The 26,494-nt window shown below is 66.0% G+C and carries 25 protein-coding genes; 6 read left to right on the top strand and 19 right to left on the bottom strand.

All coding sequences use genetic code 11. From position 1 onward, the window contains the following. Window positions 1-19: 19 nt before the first annotated feature. Window positions 20-400 (bottom strand): hypothetical protein, encoded by a 381-nt coding sequence (locus C1A30_RS01200; RefSeq protein WP_101946458.1) that lies wholly within the window; start codon window positions 398-400, stop codon window positions 20-22. 77 nt (window positions 401-477) lie between these two features. On the opposite strand from C1A30_RS01200, the gene C1A30_RS01195 reads away from it, so the two are divergent. After that, window positions 478-1,023 (top strand): hypothetical protein, encoded by a 546-nt coding sequence (locus C1A30_RS01195; RefSeq protein WP_101946457.1) that lies wholly within the window; start codon window positions 478-480, stop codon window positions 1,021-1,023. Here C1A30_RS01195 and C1A30_RS01190 read toward each other — a convergent pair whose 3' ends face one another. The 12 genes from C1A30_RS01190 to C1A30_RS01135 are packed head-to-tail and all read right to left on the bottom strand — an operon-like array spanning window position 1,024 to window position 15,860. Continuing rightward, a complete protein-coding gene (locus tag C1A30_RS01190; RefSeq protein WP_101946456.1) occupies window positions 1,024-2,706 on the bottom strand; it encodes an MCE family protein in 1,683 nt (560 codons plus the stop codon). Continuing rightward, window positions 2,706-4,220: an MCE family protein gene (locus C1A30_RS01185; protein ID WP_101946455.1), complete on the bottom strand. Its 1,515-nt coding sequence runs from the start codon at window positions 4,218-4,220 to the stop codon at window positions 2,706-2,708. The genes C1A30_RS01190 and C1A30_RS01185 overlap by 1 nt, the downstream gene beginning before the upstream one ends. Further along, window positions 4,217-5,683 (bottom strand): MCE family protein, encoded by a 1,467-nt coding sequence (locus C1A30_RS01180; protein WP_101946454.1) that lies wholly within the window; start codon window positions 5,681-5,683, stop codon window positions 4,217-4,219. Before C1A30_RS01180 ends, C1A30_RS01185 begins: the two co-directional genes overlap by 4 nt. Beyond that, complete coding sequence (locus C1A30_RS01175; protein ID WP_101946453.1) at window positions 5,680-6,774, bottom strand: MCE family protein; 1,095 nt, start codon at window positions 6,772-6,774, stop codon at window positions 5,680-5,682. Before C1A30_RS01175 ends, C1A30_RS01180 begins: the two co-directional genes overlap by 4 nt. Continuing rightward, on the bottom strand, window positions 6,774-7,799 hold the full coding sequence (locus tag C1A30_RS01170) for an MCE family protein (protein WP_101946452.1): 1,026 nt from the start codon (window positions 7,797-7,799) through the stop codon (window positions 6,774-6,776). The genes C1A30_RS01175 and C1A30_RS01170 overlap by 1 nt, the downstream gene beginning before the upstream one ends. Further along, window positions 7,796-9,076 carry an MCE family protein gene (locus tag C1A30_RS01165; protein ID WP_235009595.1) on the bottom strand — a complete coding sequence of 427 codons (1,281 nt, stop codon included), beginning with the start codon at window positions 9,074-9,076 and terminating at the stop codon, window positions 7,796-7,798. Before C1A30_RS01165 ends, C1A30_RS01170 begins: the two co-directional genes overlap by 4 nt. A 10-nt stretch (window positions 9,077-9,086) precedes the next feature. Then, window positions 9,087-9,944, bottom strand: coding sequence for an ABC transporter permease (locus C1A30_RS01160; RefSeq protein WP_200828123.1), 858 nt, complete (start codon window positions 9,942-9,944; stop codon window positions 9,087-9,089). A gap of 10 nt (window positions 9,945-9,954) precedes the next feature. After that, a complete protein-coding gene (locus C1A30_RS01155; protein WP_101946450.1) occupies window positions 9,955-10,767 on the bottom strand; it encodes an ABC transporter permease in 813 nt (270 codons plus the stop codon). After that, a complete protein-coding gene (locus tag C1A30_RS01150; RefSeq protein ID WP_101946449.1) occupies window positions 10,754-11,923 on the bottom strand; it encodes a thiolase in 1,170 nt (389 codons plus the stop codon). The genes C1A30_RS01155 and C1A30_RS01150 overlap by 14 nt, the downstream gene beginning before the upstream one ends. Further along, the gene (locus C1A30_RS01145) at window positions 11,920-13,098 is read right to left on the bottom strand and encodes an OB-fold domain-containing protein (protein WP_101946448.1); all 1,179 of its coding nucleotides are present in this window, start codon (window positions 13,096-13,098) and stop codon (window positions 11,920-11,922) included. The genes C1A30_RS01150 and C1A30_RS01145 overlap by 4 nt, the downstream gene beginning before the upstream one ends. A 16-nt stretch (window positions 13,099-13,114) precedes the next feature. Beyond that, window positions 13,115-14,320, bottom strand: coding sequence for a CaiB/BaiF CoA-transferase family protein (locus tag C1A30_RS01140; RefSeq protein WP_200828122.1), 1,206 nt, complete (start codon window positions 14,318-14,320; stop codon window positions 13,115-13,117). Window positions 14,321-14,375: 55 nt separating this feature from the next. Then, the gene (locus C1A30_RS01135) at window positions 14,376-15,860 is read right to left on the bottom strand and encodes an aldehyde dehydrogenase family protein (RefSeq protein WP_101946447.1); all 1,485 of its coding nucleotides are present in this window, start codon (window positions 15,858-15,860) and stop codon (window positions 14,376-14,378) included. A gap of 249 nt (window positions 15,861-16,109) precedes the next feature. Between C1A30_RS01135 and C1A30_RS01130 the strand changes: the two genes are divergently transcribed. From C1A30_RS01130 to C1A30_RS01110, 5 genes are all read left to right on the top strand, one after another. Further along, complete coding sequence (locus C1A30_RS01130) at window positions 16,110-16,808, top strand: SDR family NAD(P)-dependent oxidoreductase (protein WP_101946446.1); 699 nt, start codon at window positions 16,110-16,112, stop codon at window positions 16,806-16,808. Between the two features lie 22 nt (window positions 16,809-16,830). Then, window positions 16,831-17,691, top strand: a complete 861-nt coding sequence (locus C1A30_RS01125; protein WP_101946445.1) for a mycofactocin-coupled SDR family oxidoreductase — start codon at window positions 16,831-16,833, stop codon at window positions 17,689-17,691. Between the two features lie 15 nt (window positions 17,692-17,706). Then, window positions 17,707-17,901 carry a ferredoxin gene (locus C1A30_RS01120; protein WP_101946444.1) on the top strand — a complete coding sequence of 65 codons (195 nt, stop codon included), beginning with the start codon at window positions 17,707-17,709 and terminating at the stop codon, window positions 17,899-17,901. Between the two features lie 10 nt (window positions 17,902-17,911). Next, window positions 17,912-19,288, top strand: coding sequence for a cytochrome P450 (locus C1A30_RS01115; RefSeq protein ID WP_235009594.1), 1,377 nt, complete (start codon window positions 17,912-17,914; stop codon window positions 19,286-19,288). 70 nt (window positions 19,289-19,358) lie between these two features. After that, window positions 19,359-19,796, top strand: a complete 438-nt coding sequence (locus tag C1A30_RS01110) for a hypothetical protein (RefSeq protein ID WP_101946443.1) — start codon at window positions 19,359-19,361, stop codon at window positions 19,794-19,796. Here C1A30_RS01110 and C1A30_RS01105 read toward each other — a convergent pair. The 6 genes from C1A30_RS01105 to C1A30_RS01080 form a co-directional block, all read right to left on the bottom strand. Continuing rightward, entirely contained in the window at window positions 19,793-21,154 is a 1,362-nt protein-coding gene (locus C1A30_RS01105; protein ID WP_101946614.1) for an amidase family protein, read from the bottom strand. The genes C1A30_RS01110 and C1A30_RS01105 overlap by 4 nt on opposite strands. A gap of 102 nt (window positions 21,155-21,256) precedes the next feature. Next, complete coding sequence (locus C1A30_RS01100) at window positions 21,257-22,042, bottom strand: SDR family NAD(P)-dependent oxidoreductase (protein WP_101946442.1); 786 nt, start codon at window positions 22,040-22,042, stop codon at window positions 21,257-21,259. Continuing rightward, window positions 22,039-23,334, bottom strand: a complete 1,296-nt coding sequence (locus C1A30_RS01095; RefSeq protein ID WP_101946441.1) for an acyl-CoA dehydrogenase family protein — start codon at window positions 23,332-23,334, stop codon at window positions 22,039-22,041. Before C1A30_RS01095 ends, C1A30_RS01100 begins: the two co-directional genes overlap by 4 nt. Window positions 23,335-23,347: 13 nt before the next feature. Further along, a complete protein-coding gene (locus tag C1A30_RS01090) occupies window positions 23,348-24,115 on the bottom strand; it encodes an enoyl-CoA hydratase/isomerase family protein (protein WP_101946440.1) in 768 nt (255 codons plus the stop codon). Between the two features lie 5 nt (window positions 24,116-24,120). After that, the gene (locus tag C1A30_RS01085; protein WP_101946439.1) at window positions 24,121-25,296 is read right to left on the bottom strand and encodes an acyl-CoA dehydrogenase family protein; all 1,176 of its coding nucleotides are present in this window, start codon (window positions 25,294-25,296) and stop codon (window positions 24,121-24,123) included. After that, on the bottom strand, window positions 25,296-26,288 hold the full coding sequence (locus tag C1A30_RS01080) for an acyl-CoA dehydrogenase family protein (RefSeq protein WP_101946438.1): 993 nt from the start codon (window positions 26,286-26,288) through the stop codon (window positions 25,296-25,298). The genes C1A30_RS01085 and C1A30_RS01080 overlap by 1 nt, the downstream gene beginning before the upstream one ends. Between the last annotated feature and the right edge of the window lie 206 nt (window positions 26,289-26,494).

Below are 26,494 nucleotides of genomic sequence, written 5' to 3'. Positions count from 1 at the left end.
GCGGTGGCCGCCGTCAGGTCTAGGTGTCTCCGCGGGCCCAGTGCGCGCTGCCGTCTTTCAACACGCAGGTGAGAAACAACCCGTCGGGCGCTTGGGCGACTTCGCCGTCCAATGCGGGGCACGTGTCGCCCTCGTTCTTGACGCCGTGCATTTCGGGTGACCGGAACCATCGTGGTTCGTACCGCCGCGGTGAGCCGCAGAACACCAGGCGGCCCCACGAGGTCACGCCGAAGACGTAGAACGTGGTGTTGTCACAGTTGGAGCCCAGCACCACAGCCGGCCTGATACCCGGTGTGCACGACGGGTAGTTGCAGTCGGTCGGATCCGCCGCCGCCGGTGGCGCGGCGGTGACCAACGCGGAGACCATCAAGGCACCGAGTATTGCGAAGACGGACCGCACGGCAACATTTTCACACGGGCGGGAATGAAATTCTCGCTTTCGGAGAAGATTGCTCCGCGCGGTATTAGGCTCGGTTCATGCGTGCAATTGGCGTGCTCGGCGCGGTATCGACGGCAGCTGCTGTGCTGGGGAGTCTCGGTCTGTCGGCGCAGGCATCCGCGTCCAACTACGGCGTCGAACTCAACGGCACCTACCGCGTTATCTCGAACGGCGACTGGGCGACCACGAGCGCGGGTCCATTCGGCCAGGGCGGAGCGCAGGTCTTCATCGACCAGCCGACGGTGGTCCAGACCTGGACCATCACTTCGAGCTGTACGAGCCCGATTCGGTGCAGCGGCACCGTGACAAGCGATCAGGGCTGGTCTTCTCCGGTCTCCACCACCGGCGACTACTGGGTCGTCGACCACTTCGTCGAGAACTGGCTACCGTGCCCCGACGGCACCGTCGTCCCCGGCGCGCAGAAATTCCTGTTCTGGGGATGGAACCCTGTCGCCAGCGACCGCGACATGAGATACAACGACGTGATGCCTGGCCGCGACAGGACGCAGGCCGCCAGCGGCGCGTGCGGTCAGAACAAGTCTGTGGTCACCGAGTATCCGTTGCGGTTGGAGAAGGTCTCCTAACTACGTCGGCATCAAGTCCTTCCACGACTTGGGGTCTGCCTTCGCGCCCACGTTCGCCAACTGCTCGAGTCGGCCGTCCGGGGTCATATAACGGCCCGTGTTCGGGTCATAATGCGCGACAGCCACCGAGGGGCCTGCAGCGCGGCCGCCGTCGAATGCGCTTGGCGCAGCAGGGATCGCACCGTCGGGCGCAGGGCCCGGCAGCGGCCCCGTCGGCACCGGTGCCGGCTCGGACGGCGGGGCGGGCGCGGCGTCGGCGGGCGGTATCGGCTCGCCGTTGAGCGAGTTGCCAGGAGGTGGCGGCGGCGCCACGGGCGACGGCGCGATCGGCGCCGTCAGCGGATCAGGGTTCTCCGGCGGACCGACACCAGGAGGCAAGGGCGTGCCCTCCGTCGGCGCGAAGATCCGGTCGTTGAAGTCCACCCGATCGTCTACCGGCACACCTTGAGAAATCAGGTTCGGGTCCAGCGGGTAGGGCCCGAGTGCATGCGGGCGCATCGCCAACGGCTGGAAGCCCTTCGGATCGTTGCAGAGTTCGACCGTGGGAGCGCGCTTTCCGGGATGCCCCGCGCAGGGGTAGTTACGCGCGCCGCGGACGGCGATCGGTGAGTCCTGCGGCAACTTGCAGTACAACCCGTCCGGTGTGTCGAGAGTTGTCCGGTCAGCGGGCGAACGCCATTGCGAGGGCGGCAGATAACCAACTGTGCACACCGGCGGATCGCCGATGGTGATGGCGAAGTCGCTCAGGGGCAGGCCCTCGGGGTTGTTCTTCATCTTGCCGAACGATTGCTCCATGGCAATGGTGGCGGGCAACAACACCAACAGCTGTTCCAGCCCTGGGTTGTAGGTGACGAAGATCTGTCCGAGGGTGTTCAGGTTCGCCAGCAGCACCGGCAACGTCGGCTTGATTTGATTCAGCAGATTCGACACTTCGCTTGCGAACCCGGGACCGTTCTGCAGGATCGCCCGAATGTCGGGGTCGTTCTGCGCCACCTGCTCGGTGATTCCGGACAGGCTGCGCGCCCACGTCCGAATCGAGTCGGTGGTTTCCGCCTGCGAATCCAGCAGCGGCCCACTGTCTTCGATCAGCCGACGGCTCTGGTCGGACACGCCGTTGATGTCACCGGTCAGCTTCGACGACGAGTCGAGCAGGGACTGGAAATCCTCCCCCGCGCCATTGAAACCCTTGAACGACTCGTCGAGCAGGTCGGAGAGCCTGTCCTTGGGAATGCTGGCCACCAACTGGCTCACCTGGTCCAGCATCGGCCCGACTTGTTGCGGAATCGTGGTGTCCTGCACCGGAATCACCGAACCGTCATGCAGGTAGGGCCCGGAGTCGGTGCGGGGCCGCAGATCGACGTACTGCTCACCCACTGCCGAGACACTGAGAACGTCAGCCTGAAGATCGGAAGGGATCTTCGGCGACCTGGCGAGCCGCATCGTCGCCTCGGCTCCGGTCTCGGTCAACCGCACCGACGTGACCTCGCCGATCTGAACGCCTCGGTAGGTCACGTTGCTGAAGCGGTACAACCCGCCCGCTGCGGGCAACTGCAACGTCACGGTCAACCGGCCCACCCCCAACAGGGTGGGCAGTTGCATGTAGCTGAACACCATCACGGCGATGCCAATGACGGAAGCGATCGTGAAGATGATCAACTGATTTCGGACGAAACGGGTCAGCATCAGCCACCGCCTCCCGGCATCGCTTCGCCGTACGGGCCCGCGAAGACACTCGTCGTCGTCACCCGTTCGGGCTGAAGCCTGTCAATGGGTGGCCGCAGCGGGACAAGCGGTTCGTTGACCGGCGGCATCGGCATGTCCAGCGCGGGTACGTCGGGCACCGGCGGTGTGTCAGGCGCCGACGGCGTTTCCGGCTCAGAAGGTATGGCGGCCGCAGGTGGCGCGGCAGGCTGGCCCTGCGCTTCGGGTCCGAACGGCCCGGCGAAGAACTGCGAGGACGTGATCGCCGGTGACGGAGCCGCGTTGGGCAGCGCCGGTGGTGGCGAAACCGGCAACAGCGGCTCGCTGACCGGTGGCATCGGCCCGCCCGGCGCCGCGGCCGGCGCGGGCGGCAAGGCTTCGGTAGGCGGTGGCGAGACACCGAGCGACAACGGGTTGTACGAGTAATTGAGATACCACGGGTCGCCCGGCGCAGGGATCAGGTGGGCGTCCTGGTCACCCCACCGGGTGCCGAGGAACATCGTCCGCTTCAACCGCGGATAGGTCAGGTCGAAAACGGCCCACAGGTTGATGTAGTCGCCCTGGACGATTCGATCCGCGAACGCAGGCCCGTACGGGAAGGCGCTGCCGAACACGAGCCCCTTGTTGATCTCTGGCCCGATGTCGGCGAGCGCCTTCACCACCGGTTCGAGATTCTTCAAGTCGGCCACCAAGTCGTCGCCGGCGTCGTTGACCAGTCGGGTGGCGGTATCACTGAACGTGCCAAGCCTTTCCAGCGCGGCAGTCAGGTTGGGCCGCTCCTTGATCAACACGTCGATGGCAGGGGGGATCTTCTTCAGCGCGGCGTCGATCACATCGCGCTGCCCGGCGAACGTGGTGGCCACCCGGTTGAGTTGCTGTATGGAGGCGATGATGTTGTCCCGCTGTGCATCCAGCACCCCGATGAAGTTGTCGAGACGGGTGAGCAACTCACGGATCTGGGGCTCGCGCCCCGACATCGCCTCGCTGAAGTTGTGGATGATGTCGCCGATCTGACCGAGGCCGCCGCCGTTGACGACGGCCGACAACGATGACAGCGTCTGCTCGGTGGTCGGATAGGTCGACGACTTGTTCAAGCCGATCGTGGCCCCTGGCTGCAGTCGGCCTTCCGGTGCCTCACCCAGCGGAGGGTTGAGCGCCAGATGCATGGATCCCAGCAGGCTGGTCTGCCCGACGGTGGCGACAGCGTTGGCAGGCACCACCACGTCCGGCTTGAGCGAGATCTCCACGTCGGCATGCCAACCCTGCACGGTCATCTTGCCGACGCTGCCGACCACGACATCATTGATCATCACCGGCGAATTCGATTCCAGGGTCGCCACATTCGGGAGTTCGACGTGATAGGTGACTGCATCGGCCCCCCGCCCCACCGCACCGGGCAGCGGTAGTGAGTTCAGCCCCTGGAAAGAACAGCCGGTCATTGTCGCCGCGGCACAGCATGCCGCTGCCGTCAGCGTCCTGAAACGATGTCGGGTCATGACGGCGGCGTCCCTTCGGCGGGCAACAGCGGCCCAGGCGGCGGTTCCGGCGCCGGGGTCTGCGGCAGCAGCATGCTGTCGACGCTCGGCGGCGGTCCCGGGAGCACCGTGGGCGGTCCGGGAATCGGCGCGCCGGGGAACAGTGCCGGTGACGGAATCGCGGGCTTCTCGTCGTGCCCGTACAGGCCCTGCGGTGGCGGCGGCAACCCGAACCCGGGCGGCGGCGGCACGTCACCCATGCCGGTGTACGCGGACACGGTCGGCGGAGGTTCGGGCGGGTCCGAAGGCCCCGGGCCCCCTGGCGCGATACTCGGATCGGTGTAGATGATGTCCTGCGGACGTGGCGCCGGACGAAGGTACGCGTTGAAGGGCAGCGGAATGTTGTTTATGTTGATCAGCCGCAACGCCGGGCCGAGATACTGCGCGCAGAGTTTCGCCGTCTCGGGCGCGGTGATGTTCTCGACCGCACCGATCATGCCGCAGATCATGTAGATCGGGTTCGAGAAGTTCACCAGCGAGAACGCGCCGGTCACACCACCCGACGGCGGGTAGTAGATGTTCTCGAAGTTCGCGATCGCATTCGGCGTGACGTGCAGGACGTTCTCCAGTGCCATCTGGTTGTCGACCAGAACCTGGGTCACACTCGCCAGGCTTCTGATCTGCTCGGCGGTCTGGTCACGGCTGCCGTTGACGAACCGCTGCACGTCGGTCAACGCCACCGACAGATCGCTCAGCGCCGCGTCCAGGTCGGATCTGCTGTCGTTGACGACACTGGTCAGACTGGCCAGCCGGTTTTGGAACAGAACGATCTGCTGCTTGCTGTCGCGCAGCGCGTTGACGAACACCTGCAGGTTCTTGATGATGTCGACGACATTGCCGCTGCCTTCGGCGAAAATCCGTGCCGCACCGGCCAACTGCGCGAGCGTCTGACGCAACTTGTCGCCGTTGCCGTCCAGCGCATTGGCGGCACTGTCGATGAAGCGGGACACCGACGTCCCCGACACACCGCTCTTCGGGCCCAATTCCGTTGCCAGCCGCATCAATTGCGTCTTGACCTCGTCCCATTCGACGGGGACGGCGGTGCGGTCGCTGGGAATGACAGCACCGTCACGCATGGTGGGGCCGGCGCCATTGCGGTAGGCGGGCGTGAGCTGGACGTACCGGGCCGCGACGAGATTCTGAGCGACGATCACGGCCTTGGCGTCGGCCGGAACCGGGACGCCACGGTCGACCTTGAGGACCATCTTCGTCTGGGTGCCCTCCGGCGTGATCGAGTCGATCTTGCCGACTTTCACGCCGGAGACGCGCACCTCATCGCCCGGATAGATGGACGTCGAGGTGGGAAAGTAGGCGGTGATGGTGGTGGGCCCGAAATACATCTGGCGGAGCACGAACGCCGCACCGGCTATCAGAAGGGCGACCAGCGCAACGGCCGCGACGGTGACGAGTCTCTTTCTGTTCATCGCGGCGGAAGGTCTCCTGGAGCCGGAATACCGTTGACAGGGAACCCGATCTCCGCCCTCGGCCCGGCATTGTCCGGGGGCTGGCCTGCGTCGACCCCACGCCTGAACCCGAAGGCGTAATCGAGGAACGGCTGCAGAATCTGCGCGAACATGAGGTTGGGCACGAACGCGTTGTAGTAGGCGCCGTTGGCCACCAACTCCCCCTGGGTGAGTTCGTACTTGGCCAACCCCGGGATGATCTTGGACAGGTCGTCGCGGTGCCGTTCCAGCATCTGGTTGACCCGGTTCATCCGTTCCAGCGCCGGCGCCAACTGCTTTTCGTTGTCGGCGACCAAACCGGACAACTGCTTCGACACCGCGGAGGTGTTGGCGAGCAGGCTCGCGATCGCCTGCCGTCGGTCGTTGAGCACCGCCAGCAGGTCGTTGGCGTTGAGAATCAGCGTGTTGACCTGCTGACTGCGCTCCGAGAGGATGCCGGTCACATCGCCCGCGGTCTTGAGCAGCTGCGCCAGGCTTTCGTCGCGATTGTTCAACGAGCGCGAAAGCCGGGACAGGCCATCGAATGTCGGGCCGAGTTGCGGGGAGATCTGGTCGAGCGTGGCCGACAGCGTGTCCAACGACTGGTTCAGCGTGTCGGTGTCGGTGGCCGCGGTGTTGGCGGTCAGCTCGCCGACCGCGTCGGTCAAGGAATACGGCGACGACGTCCTGGACGTGGGGATGACGTCGCTGTGCGACAACGTGCCGGTGCCCGCCGAGTCCAGCGCCAGGACGCGTTCGCCGAGCAGCGTGCCGGTGCGGATGTGCGCGGTGGTCTGCGAACCCAGCGCATATCGCCCGTTGATCGTGAACTTGACCAGCGCATCGCCGTCCTGCAGCGAAACATCGGACACCGAGCCGACTTTGATACCCGAGACGGTGACGTCATTACCAGCGGTGAGACCACCCGCCTCGGTGAACAGCGCCTGATAGCGCAGCGACGTCGCCATCTGCACAAGCCGCTCGGGTTGCAGCCCGACCGCGATGACGAGGACGATCAGAACAACGCCGATGAAGCCTGCCCTGATCAGTTGGGATCCGCGGTACTTATCCATCAGCCCTCAGCGCACCTTCCCGTCTCCTGTTTGATCCACGGGAACTGGACCGTGCGGCCTTCGAGGTCGCTGGCGCGGAAGGTGACCCCGCAGATGTAGTACGGGAAGAAGGCACCGTAGGAGCCGACCCGCGCGAGCTTGCGGTAGATGCCCGGCAGCCGCCCGAGGGTGTCATCAAGGCGGTCCTTGTCGTTGTCGATGTTCGTCGCCAGCGTGTTCAATTGCGCGACAGTGCCTGCCAGCGGAGGCCGGGCGCGGCCGAGCAGGTCCGCCAGCGATGCGGTGCCGCTGTCCAACTGCTCGATCGCCGTGCCGATGGGATCTCGGTCCTGCGACAGCCCGCTGACCAACCGCTCGAGTCGGTCGATGGCACCGGAGAACTCGTCCCCGTCCTTGGACAGCGTGTCCAGTACGGTGCGCAACTGATCGATCAGTTGCTCGACGACCTGGCTGTTGTCGGCGATCGCGTTCGTGAACGACGACGTCTTCGAGAACAGCGAGTCCAGCGTCCCGCCCTGCCCCTGCAGGACCTGGATGAGCGATGCCGTCAGGGCATTCACATCTTTCGGATTGAGGCCCCGGATAACGGGCTTCAAACCACCGAGCAGCAGGTCGAGGTCCAGCGCCGGGGCGGTGCGGTCCTTCGGTATCTGCGATCCGACGGGCAGCAGCTTCGTCGAACCGGGGCTGTCGACCAGTTCCAGGTAGCGGTCGCCGACGAGGTTCAGATAACGCACCTGTGCCTTCGTCGCGGTGGTCAGCACGATGTGGCGGTCGGCGTTGAATTTCACCAACACCGAACGGTCGGGCTGCAGAGACACGTTCTCAACGGTGCCGACCCGCAGGCCTGCGACCCGCACCGTGTCGCCCGCCTTCAGCCGGGACGCGTCGGTGAAAACCGCCGAATATCCGTTTGTGGCACCGGTTCTCACCTGGCCGAAGATGAAGAACAGGAACGCGGTCAGCATGACCATCACGAGCCCGAAGATCGTGAACTTGATGAGTGTGCCGGTCGAGCGGGTCATCCCGGCATTCCGATCTGCGCGGTGTTGCGCGGCGGGCCGGGTATCGGTCCGAACAACCACTGCTTGAGGGCATCCGAGTTCAGCAGGATGCCCTGGTTGCCGTACTTCGCAGGATTGGTGCCGACGTCGCTGACTATCAACGGCGGCCGGAACTCCGGCGGGACGTCGGGCAGGCCCAGTTCCTTGCAGTACGGGCGTCCCTTGGCCGCGACCTTCGGCAAGTCGTTCGGATAGCGGTACCGTTCGACGCCGAGCGTCAGTCCTGCGGACACAATCACCTGTTTGAACTGCGGCACGGAGTTCGCCATCGGGATCAGGCCGCCGATACCGCACCACAGCGACTCGTGGTACCTGTTCAACAATTCGGCGGTTGGCAGGAGCACGTGCGTCGCATCCGTCAGCGCCTGGCGGTTACCGCCGATCACGTCGTTGCCGATGTCGGCCAGCCCGATCGAGCTGACCAGGAACGCGTCGAGGTTGTGCTGCTCCTCGACGATGCTGTCGCTGAGCTGAGTCGAGTTCTGGACGGTCGCCAGGAGGTCCGGCGCCGCGTCCGCGTAGGCGCTCAACACCGGTGCCGCGGTTTCGATGTCGTGGCTCAGACTCGGCAGGCTCGGCTCGATCTTGGCCAGGAAGGCGTTGAAGTCGGTGAGCGTGTTGCCGATCTTTTCGCCGCGTCCGTTGAAGGCCGCGGCGATCGCGCCGAGCGTCTGGTTCAGTTTGGCCGGGTCGATCTTGTCCAGCACCTGAACCAATTGTTGGAAGACGGTGTTGACCTCGACCATGACGTGCTGGCTCTGGATCACCTGTCCTGGCCGCAGCTTGTCCGGCGACGGCTGCGCCGGCGCCACCATGTTCACCGACTTCGCGCCGAACACCGTGGACGATTCGATGTCGACATTGACGTTCGACGGAATCAGGTGCAGCTGCTCGGGATCCATCGCAAGCTGCAGCTTGGCCCTGCCGTCCGGCTGCACCTCGATCGACTTCACCGTGCCGACCTGCACACCGCGCATCTTCACCTTGGCGTCCGGGTTCATCACCAGACCGGCGCGATCCGAGAGCACCGTGACAGGCTCCGACCGCGTGAAGCTGCCCCGGAACAAACCGACGGCGAGTGCGACGATCGCGCCGATCGCCACCACGGTCGCCAGCCCCGCGAGCGGCCGGGCGTAACTCTGCGCGCCGAAGCTGCGACCAGGCCGTCCGCCGACCGGTTGTGCTGCGGTCGTCGTTTCGGACCGGTGAATCGGTCCTGGTCCCAGGTTGCTCGTCAACTTCGCTCCCCTACCCCGACAGATTGAAGTTGCCGTTGGAGCCGTAAATGGACAGCGAGACAAGCAGCGTGACAGACACCACGACGACCAGTGAGGTGCGCACCGCATTGCCGACCGCCACCCCGACGCCCGATGGGCCGCCCGAGGCGAAGTAGCCGAAGTAAGTGTGTATCAACAGGATCGTGATCGCCATCAGCACGGCCTGCAGGAATGACCACAACAGGTCGATCGGGTTCAGGAACGTGTTGAAGTAATGGTCGTACAGGCCGCCGGACTGGCCGAACAGCACCACGGTGGTGAACTGGCTGGCGACGAAGCTGAGGATGACGGCGATCGAATAGAGCGGCGTGATCGCCACCATGCCCGCCACTATTCGCGTGGACACCAGGTACTCGACAGGACGGATCGCCATCGATTCCAGCGCGTCGATCTCCTCGTTGATGCGCATCGCGCCCAACTGGGCGGTCACGCCGGCGCCGAACGTCGCGGCCAACCCGATACCGGCCACCACGGGTGCTGAGATACGCACGTTGATGAATGCCGCCAGGAATCCGGTCAAGGCTTCGATACCGATGTTGCCCAGCGAACTGTAGCCCTGCACGGCCAACGTCCCGCCCGCGGCCAGCGTCAGGAAGCCGACGATCACCACGGTGCCGCCGATCATCGCCAATGTTCCTGCGCCCATGGAGATCTCGGCAATCAACCGGATGATCTCCTTGCGGAAATGCACCGCCGCGTGCGGCACGCCGCCCAACGCCCTGAGATAGAACAGCATGTGGTCGCCGATGCGGCTCAACAGGTCCACGGGCCTGCGCGCCCCCCGCGTCAGACGCGGGTAGGTCGATTTCAGGATCGTCATTGTGCCCATCAGAAGCCCGCTATCCCGTCGTCATCCGGATGCCGATGGCCGTGACGACCACGTTGATGACGAACAGCGCCATGAACGCGTACACGACTGTCTCGTTGACGGCGTTGCCGACGGCTTTCGCGCCCCCGCCGGTGATGCTCAGGCCCCGGTAGCAGGCCACCAGGCCCGCGATCAACCCGAACAGCGCGGCCTTGACGCACGAGATCACCACTTCGGGGACCCCCGTAAGAAGCGTGATACCCGCTGCGAACGCGCCCGGATTCACATCCTGGATGAACACCGAAAACGAGTAGCCGCCAAGGATTCCGATGATCACGACCAGGCTGTTGAGCAACAGCGCCACCAGACCCGACGCCAGCATCCGCGGCGTCACCAACCGCTGCACCGGGTCGATGCCGAGCACTTCCATCGCGTCGATCTCCTCGCGGATGGTCCGCGATCCGAGATCTGCGCAGATCGCCGTCGAACCGGCGCCCGCGACGATCAGCACCGTCACGATGGGTCCGATCTGCGTCACCGCGCCGAACGCCGCACCGGCACCGGACAGGTCCGCGGCGCCGAGCTCGCGCAGCAGGATGTTGAGGGTGAAGCTCACCAGCACCGTGAACGGAATCGCCACCAGCAGGGTCGGCGCCAACGCGACCCGCGCGATGAACCAGCACTGCTCCAGGAATTCCCGCCATTGAAACGGCCGCCGGAACGTGAACAACACCGCGTCTTTGGACATCGCGAACAAGCCGCCGACCGCTTGCATCGGGCCCGAGAAGGAGCGAATGGTGGGCAGGCCCGGTGACCACCGTTCCGCGCCGCTACCGCGCGCCATTGGCCGATCCTTCCAGGATGGTGACCGCTGAAACCGCTGTCGGTCCGCCGATGTTGTGCGCCAACCCAACTCGTGCGTCGTCCACCTGGTTGGCCGCCTCCCCTCGGAGTTGCGCGAAGAGTTCCACGCACTGTGCCACACCTGTTGCCCCTGGCGGATGCCCCTTGGCCTTCAAGCCACCACTGGGGTTCACCGGCAGCGCACCGCCGACACTTGTCACTTCAGCCTCGACAAGCTTGTAGCCCCCGAACCGCTCGGCAAAGCCGAGATCTTCATAACTGATCAACTCGATCCCCGTGAAGAAATCGTGAACTTCGGCGACGTCGACGTCGGCGGGGGTCATGCCCGCCATCGCGAACGCCTGCTTTGCCGCACGCGTGGTCGCCGGAAACGTCGTCATATCGGGTTTGTGCTGATGCATCACCGAGTCCAGGCCGAGGCCGACACCGCGGATCCACACCGGACGGTCGGTGAACCGGTCGACGACGTCCTCGGCGGCCAACACCAGCGCGGCGGCCCCGTCACTCTGCGGAGCGCAGTCGTACAGCCCGAAGGGCGTCACGATGGTCGGCGCTGACAGCGCCTGCTCGAGGGTGATCTCAAAACGCAACCGCGCCTTGGCATTGCTCACGCCGTGGCGGTGATTCTTGACGGCGACCATGGCCAGGTGCTCGCGCGTCGCAGGCGTTTCGTGCAGATATCGACGGACGTGCAGCGCGAACCCGGCGGGCGAGACAAGGCCGAGTGGGTAGTCCCACGCCATATCGCGTGCCATTGCCTCCCATGCCCACAGCATGTCCTTGGAGGTGGTGTCGCGCAGTTTGTCGGCGCCCATCACCAATGCCACGTCGAATGCGCCGCAGGCCACACCGAACAGCGCGTTGCGAACTGCGTCGTTGCCTGTGGCACAAGAGTTTTCGACACGGGTGACGGGCAGGTCGGGTAGCCCGAGTGAATCGGCGAGGATGCCGGACGGAAAGCCGTCTGCGGTCCCCATCGCACCGAACCAGGCGCCCTGCACGTCCGCTTTGGCCAACCCCTTGTCGACGGAGGCCGCGCATTCGGCGAACGCCATCGGCAGCAGATCCTTGATGCCGAGGGCGAAATGCTCACCGAACGCGGTCATGCCGGCGCCGACGATCGCCACGCGTCTCACGCGACCTGCTCCGGCTCGAACATGTACCCGTAGTCCGGCACTCCCGAGCGCACCGCGACCCGGCGCAGCGCCAGGCGCCCGCGGGAGCCGATGTCGACCGTCCCCGGTGCGGCACCGGTGACCTTCACCAGCGCGCGCACTCCCACCGCGTCGAGTTCGACGATCACCAGAGAGTACGGGGTGCGCAGCCCAGGCACGGGCATGTGCACGGTCGTTTCGGTGTACACCGTTCCGGTGCGCGGCAGCGGGATCAACTCATAGTCGGTGGCCAGCGCGCCGTCGTCGGACAGTCGGAAGCGCGGCGGGAAATCCAGCGCACCGTCGGGCGTCGCGGCGAACCTGCCTGCCTCCCAACGGGTTTTGGCCTCGAAGGCTCGCTCGTATGCAGCCAGCGAGATCGGGATGTCACCGCCCTCGACATAGGTGCCGTCCGGCGTCGGGCGCGCGGGCGGTTCCCGGCGATGGATCTCGGCGACGCCGTTGCTCACAGTGATGCCGGACAGGCTCGCCTGCTCGACCGCGACCAACGGCCCGGTGGTCCCCGCGTCGGCCATGCCTGCGAGCGCGAACAGGCTGGCGCTCGCGCCGGTGGTCGGCAGCGCAGGCGGGTCGCCGATGCACATCTCGACGGCGCGGTCGTGCTCGACGCCCGCGACGGCGGCGGGGGTGTCGAGCCATGCCGCGGCCAGTGACGCGACCAATCCCCGCTCGTGCAGCAGTCGGGGGTCGCCGTAGTCGGTGACGTCACCGGTCGCGTTGCGCGTGCGCACCGGCAGGCTGCGCGCGACGCGGGCCGCGGTGCGCACCTGCAGGCCGCGTTCGGCAGTCAGGATCGCGGCCGCACCCGCGGGGTCGAGGTCGGTCCCGATGATCAGTGTCCGCGGCCGCGCCGAGCTGACCGCGTCGAGCGTGGCCGGTGCCCCGCCGAGGCGTTCGTCGACCTCGAGTTCCGGGTCGAGCCCCAGCCCGGCCAGCAACACCGCGGCGTTGCTGCTCTCCAGCAACGGCATGTCGCGACTGACCAGGACGACGCGTTCGACCGCGCCGCTGGCGATCAGCGCCGCGCGGCCGGCCTCGACCGCAAGGGTGATCGCGTCCTCGTCGTCACCGGCCACCCGGTGCCGGGGCGCACCCCAACACGGCAGGTAGGTGCCGATCGACGCGACGTAGGGCATTGAGATCTCTCCGAACCTAGGTGACGGCGCCGGCCGTCTTGAGCTCGATGATGCGGTCCCAATCCAAACCGAGTTCAAGCAAGATTTCGTCAGTTTGCTCCGCAAACTCCGGCGCGGGTCCGGTTTGCGGTGCGCTGACATCGAACTGCACCGGATTCGCGACCAATTCGAGTTCGCCCGTGGACACGATGTAGTCGTTGGCCCTGATTTGCGCGTCGGCCGCGGCCTGCAAGGTGTCCTGCACCGGAGCCCACGGGCCTGCCAGCGTCGAGAACCGCTCGCTCCACTCCGGAAGGGTGCGCTTGGCCATCGCCTCGCGCAGGATCTCGACCGCGGCGGCGGTGTTCTCTGCGATCGATTCGACCGTCGCGAACCGAGGATCGTCGATCAGGTCGTCGAGATCCATGTGCCTGCATACGTCCGCCCAGAACTTCGTCGGCTGCATCATCACGAAGGAGATGTAGCGGTTGTCCGCGGTCGGATACACCCCGACCAGCGGGTTGATCGGCGAACCGTGCACCCCCGGCGGCGGCTGAACCATCAACTGGTTCAGATGCGACGTCAGCGCGACGGTGTGCCCCATCGACCACAGGCCGCTGCCGAGCAGCGACACGTCGACCACCGACGGTTCACCGGTGCGTTCCCGCTTCAGCAACGCCGCCGCGATGCCGCCCGCGAGGTTGGTACCGGAAATGGTGTCGCCGTAGGCCGGTCCCGGCGGCCCGATCATGCCTTCGATGCCGGGTGGGGTGATGGTGGCCGCGGTGCCTGCGCGGCACCAGAACGCGGTCATGTCGTAGCCGCCCTTGACCGACTCCTCACCGCGCGGACCCAGCGCGCTGCCCCTGGCATAGATGATGTTCGGGTTGACAGCGCGGATGTCGTCGACGTCGATGCCGAACTTCTGCCGGTGCCCCGGCAGGAAACTCGTGAGGAACACATCGGCGCGGCGCGCCAGATCGAGCAGCACCTCCAGGCCCTCCGGCACCGACATGTCCAGCCCGATGCTGCGCTTGCCGCGGTTGGCGTGCTCGATGTTCGGGTTGGGATCGCCCTCGACCCGAAGCGGACCGGTCTGACGCAGACCCCGCTGCGGATCACCGGTGACGGCGTGTTCGACCTTGATCACGTCGGCGCCCCACTCGCCGAGCACGGCGCCCGCCGACGGGACGAACCCGTACATCGCCACCTCGAGGACCCGGATGCCTTCCAGCGGCCGCATCAGTGCTGTCTCCTCTTCGCGCAAGCGTCCCCCGCAAGCGGGCGGTGCCCCCACATCAGCCGACCACCGTCGCGAATGTCTTGGACTCGAGGAACTCCTCGAGTCCGGCGGTGCCCATCTCGCGACCGATGCCGGACTGCTTGTAGCCGCCGAACGGGCTGTCGGGGCTGAAGTAGTTGCCCCCGTTGATGGAGAAGGTTCCTGTCCGGATGCGACGGGCCACCGCCAGCGCGCGGTCCTGGCTGCCGAACACCGCACCGGAGAGCCCGTAGATGGAGTTGTTCGCGATCCGCACCGCGTCGTCGTCATCGTCGTAGGCGATGACCACCAGCACCGGCCCGAACACCTCTTCCTGGGCGATCTCGCTGTCGGGATCGACGTCGGTGAGCAACGTCGGCGTATAGAAGAAGCCGGGGTCCATCTTCTGGCCGCCGGTCACCAGCGTGGCGCCGGCCTCGACGGCGCGCTTGACCATGCCGTCGACCTTGTCGCGCTGCTTCTCGCTGATCAGCGGCCCCATGTAGGTCGAAGGGTCGGCTGGATTTCCAAAGCGGACCAGTCCGAAGTTGTTCTTCACCAGTTCGACGATCTCGTCGTGATGGATGCGCGGCACCAGCAGCCGCGACGTCAGCGCGCAGCCCTGCCCCGCATGGGTCACCATCGAGAACGCGGTGAACAGCGCGGCGGTGTTGAAGTCGGCGTCGTCGAGCACGATCGCCGCCGACTTTCCGCCCAGTTCGAGGAACACCTTCTTGAGGGTGTCGCTGGCGGCGGCCATGATCCGGCGACCGGTCGGCGTCGACCCGGTGAACGTCACCATGTCCACGTCGGGACTTGTGGTCAGCACCGCGCCGACCTCCGGGTCCGCGCCAGCGAGCACGTTCACCACCCCGGCGGGGATGTCGGTGTGGTTGGCGATCAGCTCACCGATCGCCAACGTGATCAGCGGGGTGTCCGGCGCCGCCTTGAGTACCACCGTGCAGCCCGCCGCCATCGCGGGCGCCAGCTTCGCCAGCGCCAGTTGATTGGGATAGTTGTAGGCGATGATCGCGGCCACCACCCCGGCGGCTTCTTTTTCCACCCAGCGGTGGTGCTGGGCGCCGCGGCTCTCGATATTGCCGAGGTCCTGGGTCAACGGATACGTCTTGAGTAGTTCCGCGTAGTAGCGGACGATCTCGATCGGCGCGTCCAACTGCGCGCCCTGGCACAGCGATTCGGTGGCGCCGGCTTCGGCGATGGTCAGTGCTGCGAGTTCGTCGCGGTGTTCGACGAGCGCGCGGTGGAACTGCTCGAGGCAGCGGACGCGCAGTTCCGTGTTGGTCGCCCAATCGGTTTCGTCGAACGCGCGTCGCGCGGCGGCCACGGCGGCCTGGGCGTCGGCGACGGTGGCGTCGGGCGCATGACCGAGCACCTCGCCGGTCGCGGGATTGAGTGAAGGAAACGTCCGTTGGATGTCGAGCAGCTTGCCGTCGATCAGGAGGTGCCGATCAGCCGTACCGGCACTGGCTGCGTCACTTGAGATGGTTGGCGTTTCCTGCACGATCCTCCTCAGTGTTCTTCGCAGTGTGATGAAAACTTCATTCTCATCACCGGCGAATCATACATTCGCATACAGAGAACTCAAGCAGATGTACGGAACTGCCCCTGCCTGCGAAGAGGGGTAAGACAATCGTCCCGCCAACGTCTCACCAGTGCGAACGCTGTTGCTCGATTGTCTTGCGGTATTGCATGCGACGAGAGTACGGTTCTCATAATCGGAAGGACGGTTCTTGATAACTGAGGCCTGCGTGTGAAGACCGCGGTTGTTACGGGTGGCGGCTCCGGCATCGGGGCTGCCGTTGCAAGACGGTTGCGCGCCGACGGGTTGGATGTGGCGACGATCGACCTCAACCCGTCGGATGAGCGACACGCCTTCGTCGCCGACGTCACCGACCGCGTCGCGGTCGAGGAGGCGCTGACGGCGATCCGCGCTCAACTGGGTCCCGTCACGGTGCTCGTCAACGCCGCCGGGCTCGAGAAGTTCAAGCGCTTCACGGAGTTGAAGTTCGACGACTGGCAGCGCGTCATCGACGTCAACCTCAACGGCGTCTTCCACTGCATCCAGGCGGTGCTTCCGGACATGATCGAAGCGGGCTGGGGCCGCATCGTGAACATCTCGTCGTCGAGCACGCATTCGGGTCAGCCGTACATGGCGCCGTACGTGGCCGCCAAGTCGGCGGTCAACGGGCTGACCAAGTCGCTGGCACTTGAGTATGGGCCCGCGGGCATCACCGTCAACGCGGTGCCGCCCGGGTTCATCGACACCCCGATGCTGCGCAAGTCCGCCGAGCGCGGCTACCTCGTGATCGACAAGAACATCGAGTCGACGCCCGTGCGCCGGATGGGCAGGCCCGAAGACATCGCAGCCGCGTGTGCATTCCTGATCTCCGAAGAGGCCGGCTACATCACCGGACAGATCTTGGGCGTCAACGGCGGCCGAAACACGTAAATCAAAGGAGAAAGGACTCGGAATGGGACGCGTGCAAGGGAAAGTCGCTTTCGTCACCGGCGCGGCGCGCGGTCAGGGCCGCAGCCACGCGGTGCGGCTCGCCGAAGAGGGCGCGGACATCATCGCCGTCGACCTGTGCCAGGACATCCCGACCATCGGCTACCCGATGGCCACACCCGAGGATCTCGAGGAAACCGCCACGTTGGTCGAGAAGACCGGCCGCGGCATCGTCACGGCGCAGGCGGACGTCCGCGAGGCCGGCCAGCTACGTGAGGCGCTGGAGCGCGGCATCGCCGAGTTCGGCAAGGTGGACATCGTCGTCGCGCAGGCCGGCGTCGCGGGCATGAAAGGTCAACCGCCGCTGCAGGCTTGGGTCGACGTGATCAACACCAACCTGATCGGCACCATCAACGCGATCAACGTCGCGCTGCCCCACCTCAAAGAGGGCGCGGCCATCGTCGCGACCGGTTCGACCGCCGCGCTGATGGACACCCACAACAAGCCCGACCCCGGCAACGATCCTGGCGGCATGGCGTATGTGCATTCCAAGCGCGCGCTCTCGACATACGTCCACGACCTGGCGACCGAACTCGCGCCGCGCGGCATCCGCGCCAACGTCGTGCACCCGACCAACTGCAACACCGACATGTTGCAGAGCGAGCCGATGTACCGGTCGTTCCGGCCCGACCTGGAACACCCCACCCAGGCCGACGCCGAACCGGTCTTCTACGTCCAGCAGGCCATGAAGGTGCCGTGGATCGAGCCCGTCGACATCAGCAATGCGGTGCTGTGGTTGGCGTCCGACGAGGCCCGGTACGTCACCGGGATGCAGGTGCGGGTGGACGCAGGCGGCTACCTCAAGTGGTACGACTACCACAACTGATCCGGGAGAAACGCCATGAAGGTTTTCGTTGATTCCGCGCGCTGCCAGGGGCACACGCTGTGCTCGATGATCGCCCCGGATGCGTTCGAGCTCAGCGACATTGACGGCACCTCGTCGCCGGTGAACGAAATCGTTCCCGCCGATCAGGAGGACGCCGTTCGGGAAGCCGTGCACTCGTGCCCGGAACAGGCCATCTCGATCGAAGAATAAGGGAGAGACCTTGAGCACCGTCGATCACATCGTCGGGGGCGCCGACGCCGACGGCGACCGCAAGAAGAACCGCTACCACTTCGATCGCCACACTCCCGAGTACCGGCTGCAGTTCGAGAAGATCACCGAGGAAATGCAGTCCAAGTGCCCGATGGCGTGGTCGGATACCTACAACGGGCACTGGGTCGCCGCGGACAGCAAGCACGTCTTCGAATTGGCGCGCTGCCCTGCGGTTTCCAATCATCACGACCTCTCAGGGGAGACGCCCTACCAAGGCATCACCATTCCGAAGGCGCAACGCGCGACGGTCGTGCGCGGCGGCATCCTGGAGATGGACGAGCCCGAGCACAGCATCTACCGCGGCGCACTGAACCCCTATCTGTCCCCCGCCGCGGTCAAGAGGTGGCAGCCGTTCGTCGACGAGATCGTGCGGGCCGCGCTCGACGAGAAGATCGAATCGGGACGCATCGACTTCGTCGACGATCTCGCCAACATCGTGCCCGCCGTGCTCACGCTGGCGATGATGGGCATCGAGTTGAAGAAGTGGCCGGTGTACAGCGAACCGGCCCACCTGTCGGTGTCCACGCCGGAACATTCGCCCGACGCCCCGCGAGTGGCCGAGATGAATCGGCAGATGGGCATCGACATGATCAACACGATGATGGAGGTCCGGGAGAACCCGCGACCGGGCCTGATCAATGCGCTGCTGCAACTGCGCATCGACGGTGAACCCGCCCCCGACCTGGAGATCCTGGGCAACCTGGGGTTGATCATCGGCGGCGGGTTCGACACCACCACCGCGTTGACCGCGCACGCGCTGGAGTGGCTGTCGGACCACCCCGACCAGCGTGAGCTGCTCAGCCGGGAACGCGACACCCTGCTCAACCCGGCCACCGAGGAGTTCCTGCGCTTCTTCACTCCCGCCCCCGGCGACGGCCGCACCTTCTCGGACGACGTCGAGGTCGAGGGCACGAAGTTCAAAGAGGGCGAGCGGCTTTGGATCTCCTGGGCGATGGCCAACCGCGATCCGTCGGTATTCGAGCGCCCGAACGAGCTCGTCATGGAGCGAAAGGGCAACCGGCACTTCAGCTTCGGCATCGGTGTGCACCGCTGCGTCGGCTCCAACGTCGCGCGTACGGTGTTCAAGTCGATGCTCACCGCCGTGCTGGACCGGATGGCAGACTATGTCTGCGACCCCGAGGGCACCGAGCACTACGAGACCATCGGCGTCATCCAGGGCATGAAGCACCTGCCCGCGACGTTCACCCCGAGCAAGCCGCTGGGCCCCGGCCTCGACGAGACACTGGAGAAGCTGCAACGCATCTGCGACGAACAGGAATTGGCCCGGCCGATCACCGAGCGCAAGGAAGCCGCCGTCATCGACTGATCACGACACAATCCGACGATGAACTGGTTTGATAGGCCCCCATCGGGGTGAGTTGGACGGAGGGACGACGATGAAGTCGGTGCTAGCAGGGATCGCGACGGCCGCGCTCGCCGCCGCCGCGACGGTGATCGCCCCGCCCGCCAACGCGATGATGGCGCTGGCCAACTATGACGTGCTGACCAGCAGGTACGACCGCGCGTCGTGGGTCTGGTTCGTCTCATACTGCTCACCCCCGAGCACGGACTGCGTTTACGTCAGTGGGATTCCGCGGCTGAAGTTCTACGCGTACTACCAGGGTTATGCGCACCTGGTCGACGGCACGTATACGTTGACGGTGGACGTGCCCGACGGCCTGCAATGTTTGCCCGGTTACGCCATGCCGACACGGGACACCTACACCTGGAACGAAGTGACGCTGGCCGGAACCATCGACTCGCAATACGACACCGGGTGTTTCAACGGACCACCGGGAACGCAATCCTGGACCTTCGCGCTCCAGCGAGTTTAGTATCCGGGCGGCGGCACGAAGCCACCGAGCAGTTCTTCGATGCACCGTGCCACCGCGAGTGTGGTGTGGTCCTCCAAATACGGCCCGACGACTTGAATTCCGACCGGTAGGCCTTGTGCTGTGCAGCCGACCGGGACGACGGTCGCGGGCAGATACGCCACCGTGGCGAGGCCGACCCAGCCGAACAGGTCGAGGTACGAACGGGTGCGGTCGTCGACATGAATCTCTCGGCTGGTCAAAGGTTTACGGTGGTCATGCGGTATCGCCGGGACCACGGCCACCGGCGTCAAAAGTGCGTCCACACCGCGGAAGTAGTCCGCCATCGCCGCGCGCAATCGTTCTCGTCGCTCGTTGGCGGCCAGCCAGTCGCGGTGCAACAGCGTCGACGATCGATCCGTCAGCGGAGTCAACAGTTCCATGTGTAGTGCCACCAGATCGGGTAGCGCCACGGGGGGAAGCGTTTCGACGATACGGGCGCCGGCTTTCGTCACCGCGGTGACGGCTTGTTCCAGCACACCACGGACGTCGTTCTCGACCGGGTACGCCGGGTCATCCAGCCAGCACGCCAACCGCAACTGCGACAACGACTTTCCGCGCGCGGCAGGCAACTCGAGCCGCCACCCGACCGCCCGCTGCGCATCCGGTCCGGCGAGGATGTCGAGCGCCAACTCGAGGTCCGCGACGTCACGTGCCATCGGGCCCATCACCGCGAGGTCGGTGCCAGCGAGGGCGCCGGGCGGCGGGGGCAGATGACCCCGCTGCGGCACCACACCCCAGCTCGGTTTGTGCCCGCAGGTGCCGCACCAATTGGACGGCACCCGAATGGATCCCGCGATGTCACTGCCCAATTCGAGAGCCGTCAGGCCTGCGGCGAGCGCGGCGGCGGAGCCTCCTGACGACCCGCCAGGGGTGCGCGACGTGTCCCACGGATTGTTGGTGACGCCGAAGATCTTGTTGACGGTCTGCAGGTCCGCCGCCAGTGTGGGCGTATTGGTCTTGCCGAAGATGACCGCACCGGCCGCACGTAGCCGGGCCACGGCGTCGGCGTCCCGGTCGGGGACACCGTCCCATGCGGGCAGCCCGCAGGTCGTCCGCATCCCCGCCGTCTCGTAGGTGTCCTTGACCGTCATCGGCACGCCATGCAGCGGCCCGACGACCTCGCCGCGGCCCAACGCGGCGTCGGCGTCGTCAGCGGCGCGCCGCGCGGCATCGGCGTCGACGGTGACCACGGCGTTCAACGCGGGGTTGAGCCGTTCGACCCGGGCCAGGTAGTGCTCCAGCAGTTCACGGCTGGACAGCTCGCGCCGAGCGATGGCCTCGGCAAGGACGTGGGCGGGCCGCATGGCGATGTCGGACATGGTGTGCACATCGTGCCTGACAAATCATCGGCGAGTGTGGGCTTGTGCTACGCCCACACCGCCTTTTTTGTGCGGGTAACCCACGTTCGCGGCACGTGGGGGTCAGGTCAGCCAACCGACTTCACGCAGGAACGTCTGCGTGTGGGCGATGCGTCCGGTCAACACCTTCGGATCGCCCGTGCACAGCCTCAACGCGGTCTCGGTGATGAGCCCGATGTCCTCGGTGTCGGTCTTGGCCAAATCCAGCGTGCCCGCGCCCGGGGTGGCGACCGGATTGGTCGGCGCCGCGGCGTTGACGGCGATCCCGTCGTCGAACAGTTCGGCGGCAAGGCTTTTCGTCAACCGATTGAGGGCCGCTTTGACCGTTCCGTAGATGCCGAAACCCGCCGAGCGGTCGAATTCGGAGAACGGCGGACCGTCCGGAAGATCACCGCCGACCGATGTCACGTTGAGCACCCAGCCTCGACCGCGCTCGCGCATCGCGGGTATCGCCAGCTGAGTCAGGTGCAGCGGGGCCAGCACGTGCATCTCCATCATCAGCCGCACCCGCCGCTCCGGGAACTGGTCGAGCGGACGCAGGAATGTGACGGCGGCGTTGTTGACCAGGATGTCGGGCGGCCCGACGACATCGACCACCTCGTTGAAGAGGAGATTGCGGTCGTCGACGTCGGACAGATCAGCCTGAACCGCGATCGCGGTGCCACCCGCCGCCTCGATCTCCTCGCGCGTCTGCCGAAGCGAGCCTTGATATTTCGGGTCGGGCTCCATGGTGCGGGCGGTCAACGCGACCGTCGCGCCCTCGGCGGCCAGCCGTTGTGCGATCGCCTTGCCGAGGCCGCGGCTTGCGCCGGTCACCAACGCCACCTTGCCCTCACACGACGTCGTCATGACCGCTTGATCCCGGCCAGCTTGTCGGCGAACTTCGCCTCGGCCGCTTCCCGTAGCCGAAGCAGGTGTTCCGACGGGAACATGTCGGGTGCCGGCTTCTGATCCTTGAGGAGCAGCCGGGCCAGCGTCACCTTGTGCACCTCGGTCGGGCCGTCGGCCAGCCCGAGCACGAACGACTCGGTCAGGTACTGCACGAACGGCATCTCGTGTGTGGTGCCCAACGAGCCGTGCAACTGCAGGGCGCGGGCCGAAACGTCGTGCAGCACCTTCTGCATCATCGCCTTGACCGCGGATATGTCGGCCCGCACCGCCTTGTAGTCGTTGTGCTGGTCGATCTTCCACGCCGTCTGCAGGGTGAGCAGGCGGAACGCCTCGATCTCCATCCACGAGTCGGCGACCATCTCCTGGACGAGTTGTTTGTCCGACAGCAGGCCGCCCTGGGTGTACCGCGATACCGCGCGTTCGCAGATCATGTAGTAGATGCGCCGGACCAGGCCGACGGTCCGCATGGCGTGGTGAATCCGTCCGCCGCCCAACCGGGTCTGGGCCACCACGAACGCGCCACCGCGGGGCCCGAGCATGTGATCCGCAGGCACCCGGACGTTCTCGTAGCGGACATAGCCCTCACGGCCGCCGCCCAGCGGCTGATGCCCCAGCCCGACGTCGCGCAGCACGTTGATGCCGGGCTTCTCACCGGGCACGACGAACATCGAATAGCGTTCGTAGGGCGGCGCGTCCGGATCGGTCATCGCCATCACGATGATGAAGGACGCCATCGACGCGAACGACGAGAACCACTTCTCGCCGTTGATGATCCAGTGGTCGCCGTCCTGGGTGGCGGTGGTGGTGAACACCTTCGGGTCGGCGCCGCCCTGCGGTTCGGTCATCGAGAAGCATGACACGATGCGGTTGTCCAGCAGCGGCTCCAGGTACCGCTTCTTGAGTTCGGGCGTGCCGTAGTGGGCCAGGATCTCGCTGTTGCCGGAGTCGGGAGCCTGGGACCCGAACACGATGGGCGCGCACTCCGATCGGCCCAGGATCTCGTTCAGCAGAGCCAGTTTCACCTGGCCATAGCCGGGACCGCCGAGGTGCGGACCGAGGTGGGTGGCCCACAGGCCGCGATCCTTGACGATCTGCTGCAGCGGCGGAATCAACGCCTGGCGCACCGGATCGTTGAGGTCGTGTGACTCCTTGACGATCAGGTCGATCGGTTCGCACTCCGACCGGACGAAGTCGTCCACCCATGCGAGTTGTTCGGCCCACTCGGGGTCGGTCGAGAAGTCCCACGCCATTGTTCGTCCCCTCTCAACGCTTCCGTCGTGCCGCAGCCTCGTCGGTCGCGTGGGTGAGCACCTGATTGCGGTTCTCCAGTTCCATCGCCGCGTCCGGACTCGTCGCGTCGGTGTTCACCTGCAATGCGCGTTTGGTCATCCGCACCCCCAGCGGCGCGAGTTCCGCGATGCCCGAGGCCAATTCCAGCGCACGCTGCAGCAGGCGCTCCGGTTCGACCAGTTCGCTGACCAGGCCGCGCCGGTCAGCCTCGGCAGCGGACACCGTGCGGCCGGTCAGCATCCAGTCGGCGGCGACGCTGGTGCCGACGATCCGGGGCAGGTGGTAGCTCATGCCCATCTCGGCGCCGGACAGCCCGAGCAGGATCGCACCGTTGCCGAAGGTGGCCGCCGTCGAGCAGATCCGGATGTCGGATGCCAGACACAGTGCGAAGCCGGCGCCGACACACGGCCCGTTGACGGCGGCAATCACCGGCTGCGGTAGATGCCAAATCGCCTGCGGCAGCGCGGCCATGGCTTCCTGGAACCGCAATCGGTCGATCGCCGGGTCAGTCGCCTCGAGCGGGGTCGGCCCGAAGTCGCGCACATCGATACCCGAACAGAATCCGCGGCCCGCGCCCGTGAGCACGACGACGGATACCGAGGCGTCGGCGCTGATCGTTGCGAGGGTCTGCGCGAGTTCGTCGCGCATCACCTCGTTGATCGCGTTGAGCCGCTTCGGCCGATTTAGTTGCAGCACAACCACACCGGGCCGGGGCCGGTCGAGGATGAGCGTCTCGGTCACCGGACTCAGCGCCGCGGCAGGCCCAGTACCTGGGTGGCGATGATGTTGCGCTGGATCTCGGACGTGCCGCCCGCGATGGTGCCGCCGAAGCTGCGGGCATAGCGCTCGAACCAACTGGCGAAGTAGTGGTCGAGGTTCATGTGCGCGTAAGGGCCCGACATCGACGGGTGGGTGAGCCCGTCGGGGCCGGCGGCGGTCAACGCGTTCTCCATCGCCTGCCGTTCGGCCTCGGATCCGAACAGCTTGAGCACCGACACCGACGCGGTGTCCATCTCACCGCGCGCCGCGCGGGCCAGCGCCGCCGACCCCATCGCCCGCAGCGCCTGATAGTCCATGATCGTGGTGGCGTACTGATCGCGTTCCAGCGCGGTGCGGGGCCGGAAGTCGGCGATCATGTTGTCGATCCGGTCGGCGAACCCCAGCCACATCATGGTGCGCTCGTGGCCGAGGGATCCGTTCGCCACCCCCCAGCCGCCGTTGAGCGGGCCGACGAGGTTCTCGGCGGGCACCCGGGCATCGGTGAAGAACACCTCGTTGAAGTCGAGGTTGTCCTGCCCGGTCATATCGGCGAACGGACGGCACACCACTCCTGGAGTGTCCGTCGGAATGATCAGCGCGCTGATGCCCTTGTGTTTGGGCGCATCCGGGTCGGTACGCACGAACGTCAGCAGGAAGTCGGCGTCGTGCGCGCCCGACGTCCACACCTTCTGCCCATTGACCACGAAGTGGTCGCCGTCCAGCTGAGCGCGGGTGCGCAGCGACGCCAGGTCCGAACCCGCGCTCGGCTCGCTCATGCCAAGCGACGCGGTCATCTCGCCGCGGAGCACCGGCACCGCCCAGCGGTGCTTCTGCTCGTCGGATCCGAACGAAATCAGCGACGCGGCAACGATGTTGACGCCCTGCGGATTGAAGCTGTGGTAGATGCGGCGCCTGCACAGCTCGTCGAGGTGCACGAACTGCTGCAGCACCGTGGCGTTGCGGCCGCCGAACTCCGGCGGCTGGGCCGGCAGCAGCCAACCGTTGTCGAACAGCAGCCGCTGCCAGTCGCGGGCCCACTGCGGCATGTGCGACACCGACTTCGGCCGGTCCAACGTGTCGGCTTCTGCGGGCAGATGCTCGTCGAGGAAGGCCGCGAACTCCGCGCGGAACTCCTCGACGTCGGAATCAAAGGTCAGCTGCATCAGAAGGGCCTGTATTCGTTCGCGATGACTTCCCGGTGTTCGGCCGCGCCGCCAAGGAGCAGTTCGCCTGCCTTGGCCCGTTTGAGTGCGAACTGCAAGTCGTTCTCCCAGGTGAATCCCATGGCGCCGAACAACTGCAGGCCGTGCCGGAACACCAGTGCCTGGCACTCCCCTGCGGCCGCCTTGGCCATCGCCGCGGCCAGCCTCCTGCGCGGGTCGTCGGCCGAAATGGTCAGCGCGGCAAAGTAACACAGCGCGCGGGCCCGCTCGATGGCGACGTGCATGTCGACAGCCTTGTGCTGTACGGCCTGAAATGATCCGATCGCCACGCCGAACTGCTGACGCTGCTTGACGTGTTCGAGCACCAGGTCCAGGATCCGCTGGCATGCGCCGACCATGGTGATGGCCATCCCGGCCAGCGCCACATGCCGGGCCTTTTCGGCGTCGACGACGACCCGGTCCGAATCGGGCACCTGCAGACCCGCGAACGACGCCTCGGCGATGTGCAGCACGGGATCGAACACCGGGCTGCGACGTGTCACCACTTGGCCGGCGTCGACCAGGAACACCCCGGCTTCGGTGACGACCGCGAGCTTTTCGGCGCGATCGCCGTCGAGCACATGGTGTGCGGTGCCGTCGAGCACCCACCCGTCGGCGTCGCGGTGCGCGGTGACGCCGCTGTAGATCGCGGCGCCTGCCTGCTGCGGGTCGAAGCGGTCGCCTGCGAGCGGCGCGTACTGGCTCAGTGTCGCGAGAAAGGGCGTCGGATCGGTGGCGCGGCCGAGTTCCTCGAGCAGGATCGCCAACTCGACGGCGTTCTCGGCATCGGTCAACTCTGTCCAGCCGCCGTCGACGTAGGCCTGCCACAGCGGTGTCGGGTCGACGCCGTTCTCGGCGACGTCGCGCACCAGGGACGGCGGGCACTGCTTGGTGACGGCGTCGCGGACCGTCTCCTGCCACAGCCGTTGATCGGCATCGAACTCCAGTAACACCTAAAGCCTCCTGGGGGACGTGATCGCGGCGGGCCGCGCCACGACGAGAATAGCATTCTCATTAGATGTCGTAATCGTTCTCTTGTTTTGACTACCACGTTTCGCCACGTCGATCCCAAGCGACTGACCAGCACACACTCTGACCTGCGCGAAGGTAAGCGATTCGCTGAGAACTAGATTCTTGCTATTGAAGAACTACGCTTTAC

Source organism: Mycobacterium sp. 3519A (assembly GCF_900240945.1).
Lineage (GTDB): Bacteria > Actinomycetota > Actinomycetes > Mycobacteriales > Mycobacteriaceae > Mycobacterium.
This window is presented reverse-complemented; position numbering and strand designations above follow the sequence as displayed.

What these genes read in the sequence shown, in the direction of transcription:
- C1A30_RS01175 (WP_101946453.1), bottom strand. Translation starts at nt 6,774, where the DNA reads ATGGATAAGTACCGCGGATCCCAACTGATCAGGGCAGGCTTCATCGGC.
- C1A30_RS01095 (WP_101946441.1), bottom strand. Translation starts at nt 23,334, where the DNA reads ATGGCGTGGGACTTCTCGACCGACCCCGAGTGGGCCGAACAACTCGCA.
- C1A30_RS01190 (WP_101946456.1), bottom strand. Translation starts at nt 2,706, where the DNA reads ATGCTGACCCGTTTCGTCCGAAATCAGTTGATCATCTTCACGATCGCT.
- C1A30_RS01185 (WP_101946455.1), bottom strand. Translation starts at nt 4,220, where the DNA reads ATGACCCGACATCGTTTCAGGACGCTGACGGCAGCGGCATGCTGTGCC.
- C1A30_RS01145 (WP_101946448.1), bottom strand. Translation starts at nt 13,098, where the DNA reads ATGCCCTACGTCGCGTCGATCGGCACCTACCTGCCGTGTTGGGGTGCG.
- C1A30_RS01195 (WP_101946457.1), top strand. Translation starts at nt 478, where the DNA reads ATGCGTGCAATTGGCGTGCTCGGCGCGGTATCGACGGCAGCTGCTGTG.
- C1A30_RS01125 (WP_101946445.1), top strand. Translation starts at nt 16,831, where the DNA reads ATGGGACGCGTGCAAGGGAAAGTCGCTTTCGTCACCGGCGCGGCGCGC.
- C1A30_RS01120 (WP_101946444.1), top strand. Translation starts at nt 17,707, where the DNA reads ATGAAGGTTTTCGTTGATTCCGCGCGCTGCCAGGGGCACACGCTGTGC.
- C1A30_RS01100 (WP_101946442.1), bottom strand. Translation starts at nt 22,042, where the DNA reads ATGACGACGTCGTGTGAGGGCAAGGTGGCGTTGGTGACCGGCGCAAGC.
- C1A30_RS01180 (WP_101946454.1), bottom strand. Translation starts at nt 5,683, where the DNA reads ATGAACAGAAAGAGACTCGTCACCGTCGCGGCCGTTGCGCTGGTCGCC.
- C1A30_RS01160 (WP_200828123.1), bottom strand. Translation starts at nt 9,944, where the DNA reads ATGGGCACAATGACGATCCTGAAATCGACCTACCCGCGTCTGACGCGG.
- C1A30_RS01155 (WP_101946450.1), bottom strand. Translation starts at nt 10,767, where the DNA reads ATGGCGCGCGGTAGCGGCGCGGAACGGTGGTCACCGGGCCTGCCCACC.
- C1A30_RS01085 (WP_101946439.1), bottom strand. Translation starts at nt 25,296, where the DNA reads ATGCAGCTGACCTTTGATTCCGACGTCGAGGAGTTCCGCGCGGAGTTC.
- C1A30_RS01105 (WP_101946614.1), bottom strand. Translation starts at nt 21,154, where the DNA reads ATGTCCGACATCGCCATGCGGCCCGCCCACGTCCTTGCCGAGGCCATC.
- C1A30_RS01140 (WP_200828122.1), bottom strand. Translation starts at nt 14,320, where the DNA reads ATGCGGCCGCTGGAAGGCATCCGGGTCCTCGAGGTGGCGATGTACGGG.
- C1A30_RS01110 (WP_101946443.1), top strand. Translation starts at nt 19,359, where the DNA reads ATGAAGTCGGTGCTAGCAGGGATCGCGACGGCCGCGCTCGCCGCCGCC.
- C1A30_RS01170 (WP_101946452.1), bottom strand. Translation starts at nt 7,799, where the DNA reads ATGACCCGCTCGACCGGCACACTCATCAAGTTCACGATCTTCGGGCTC.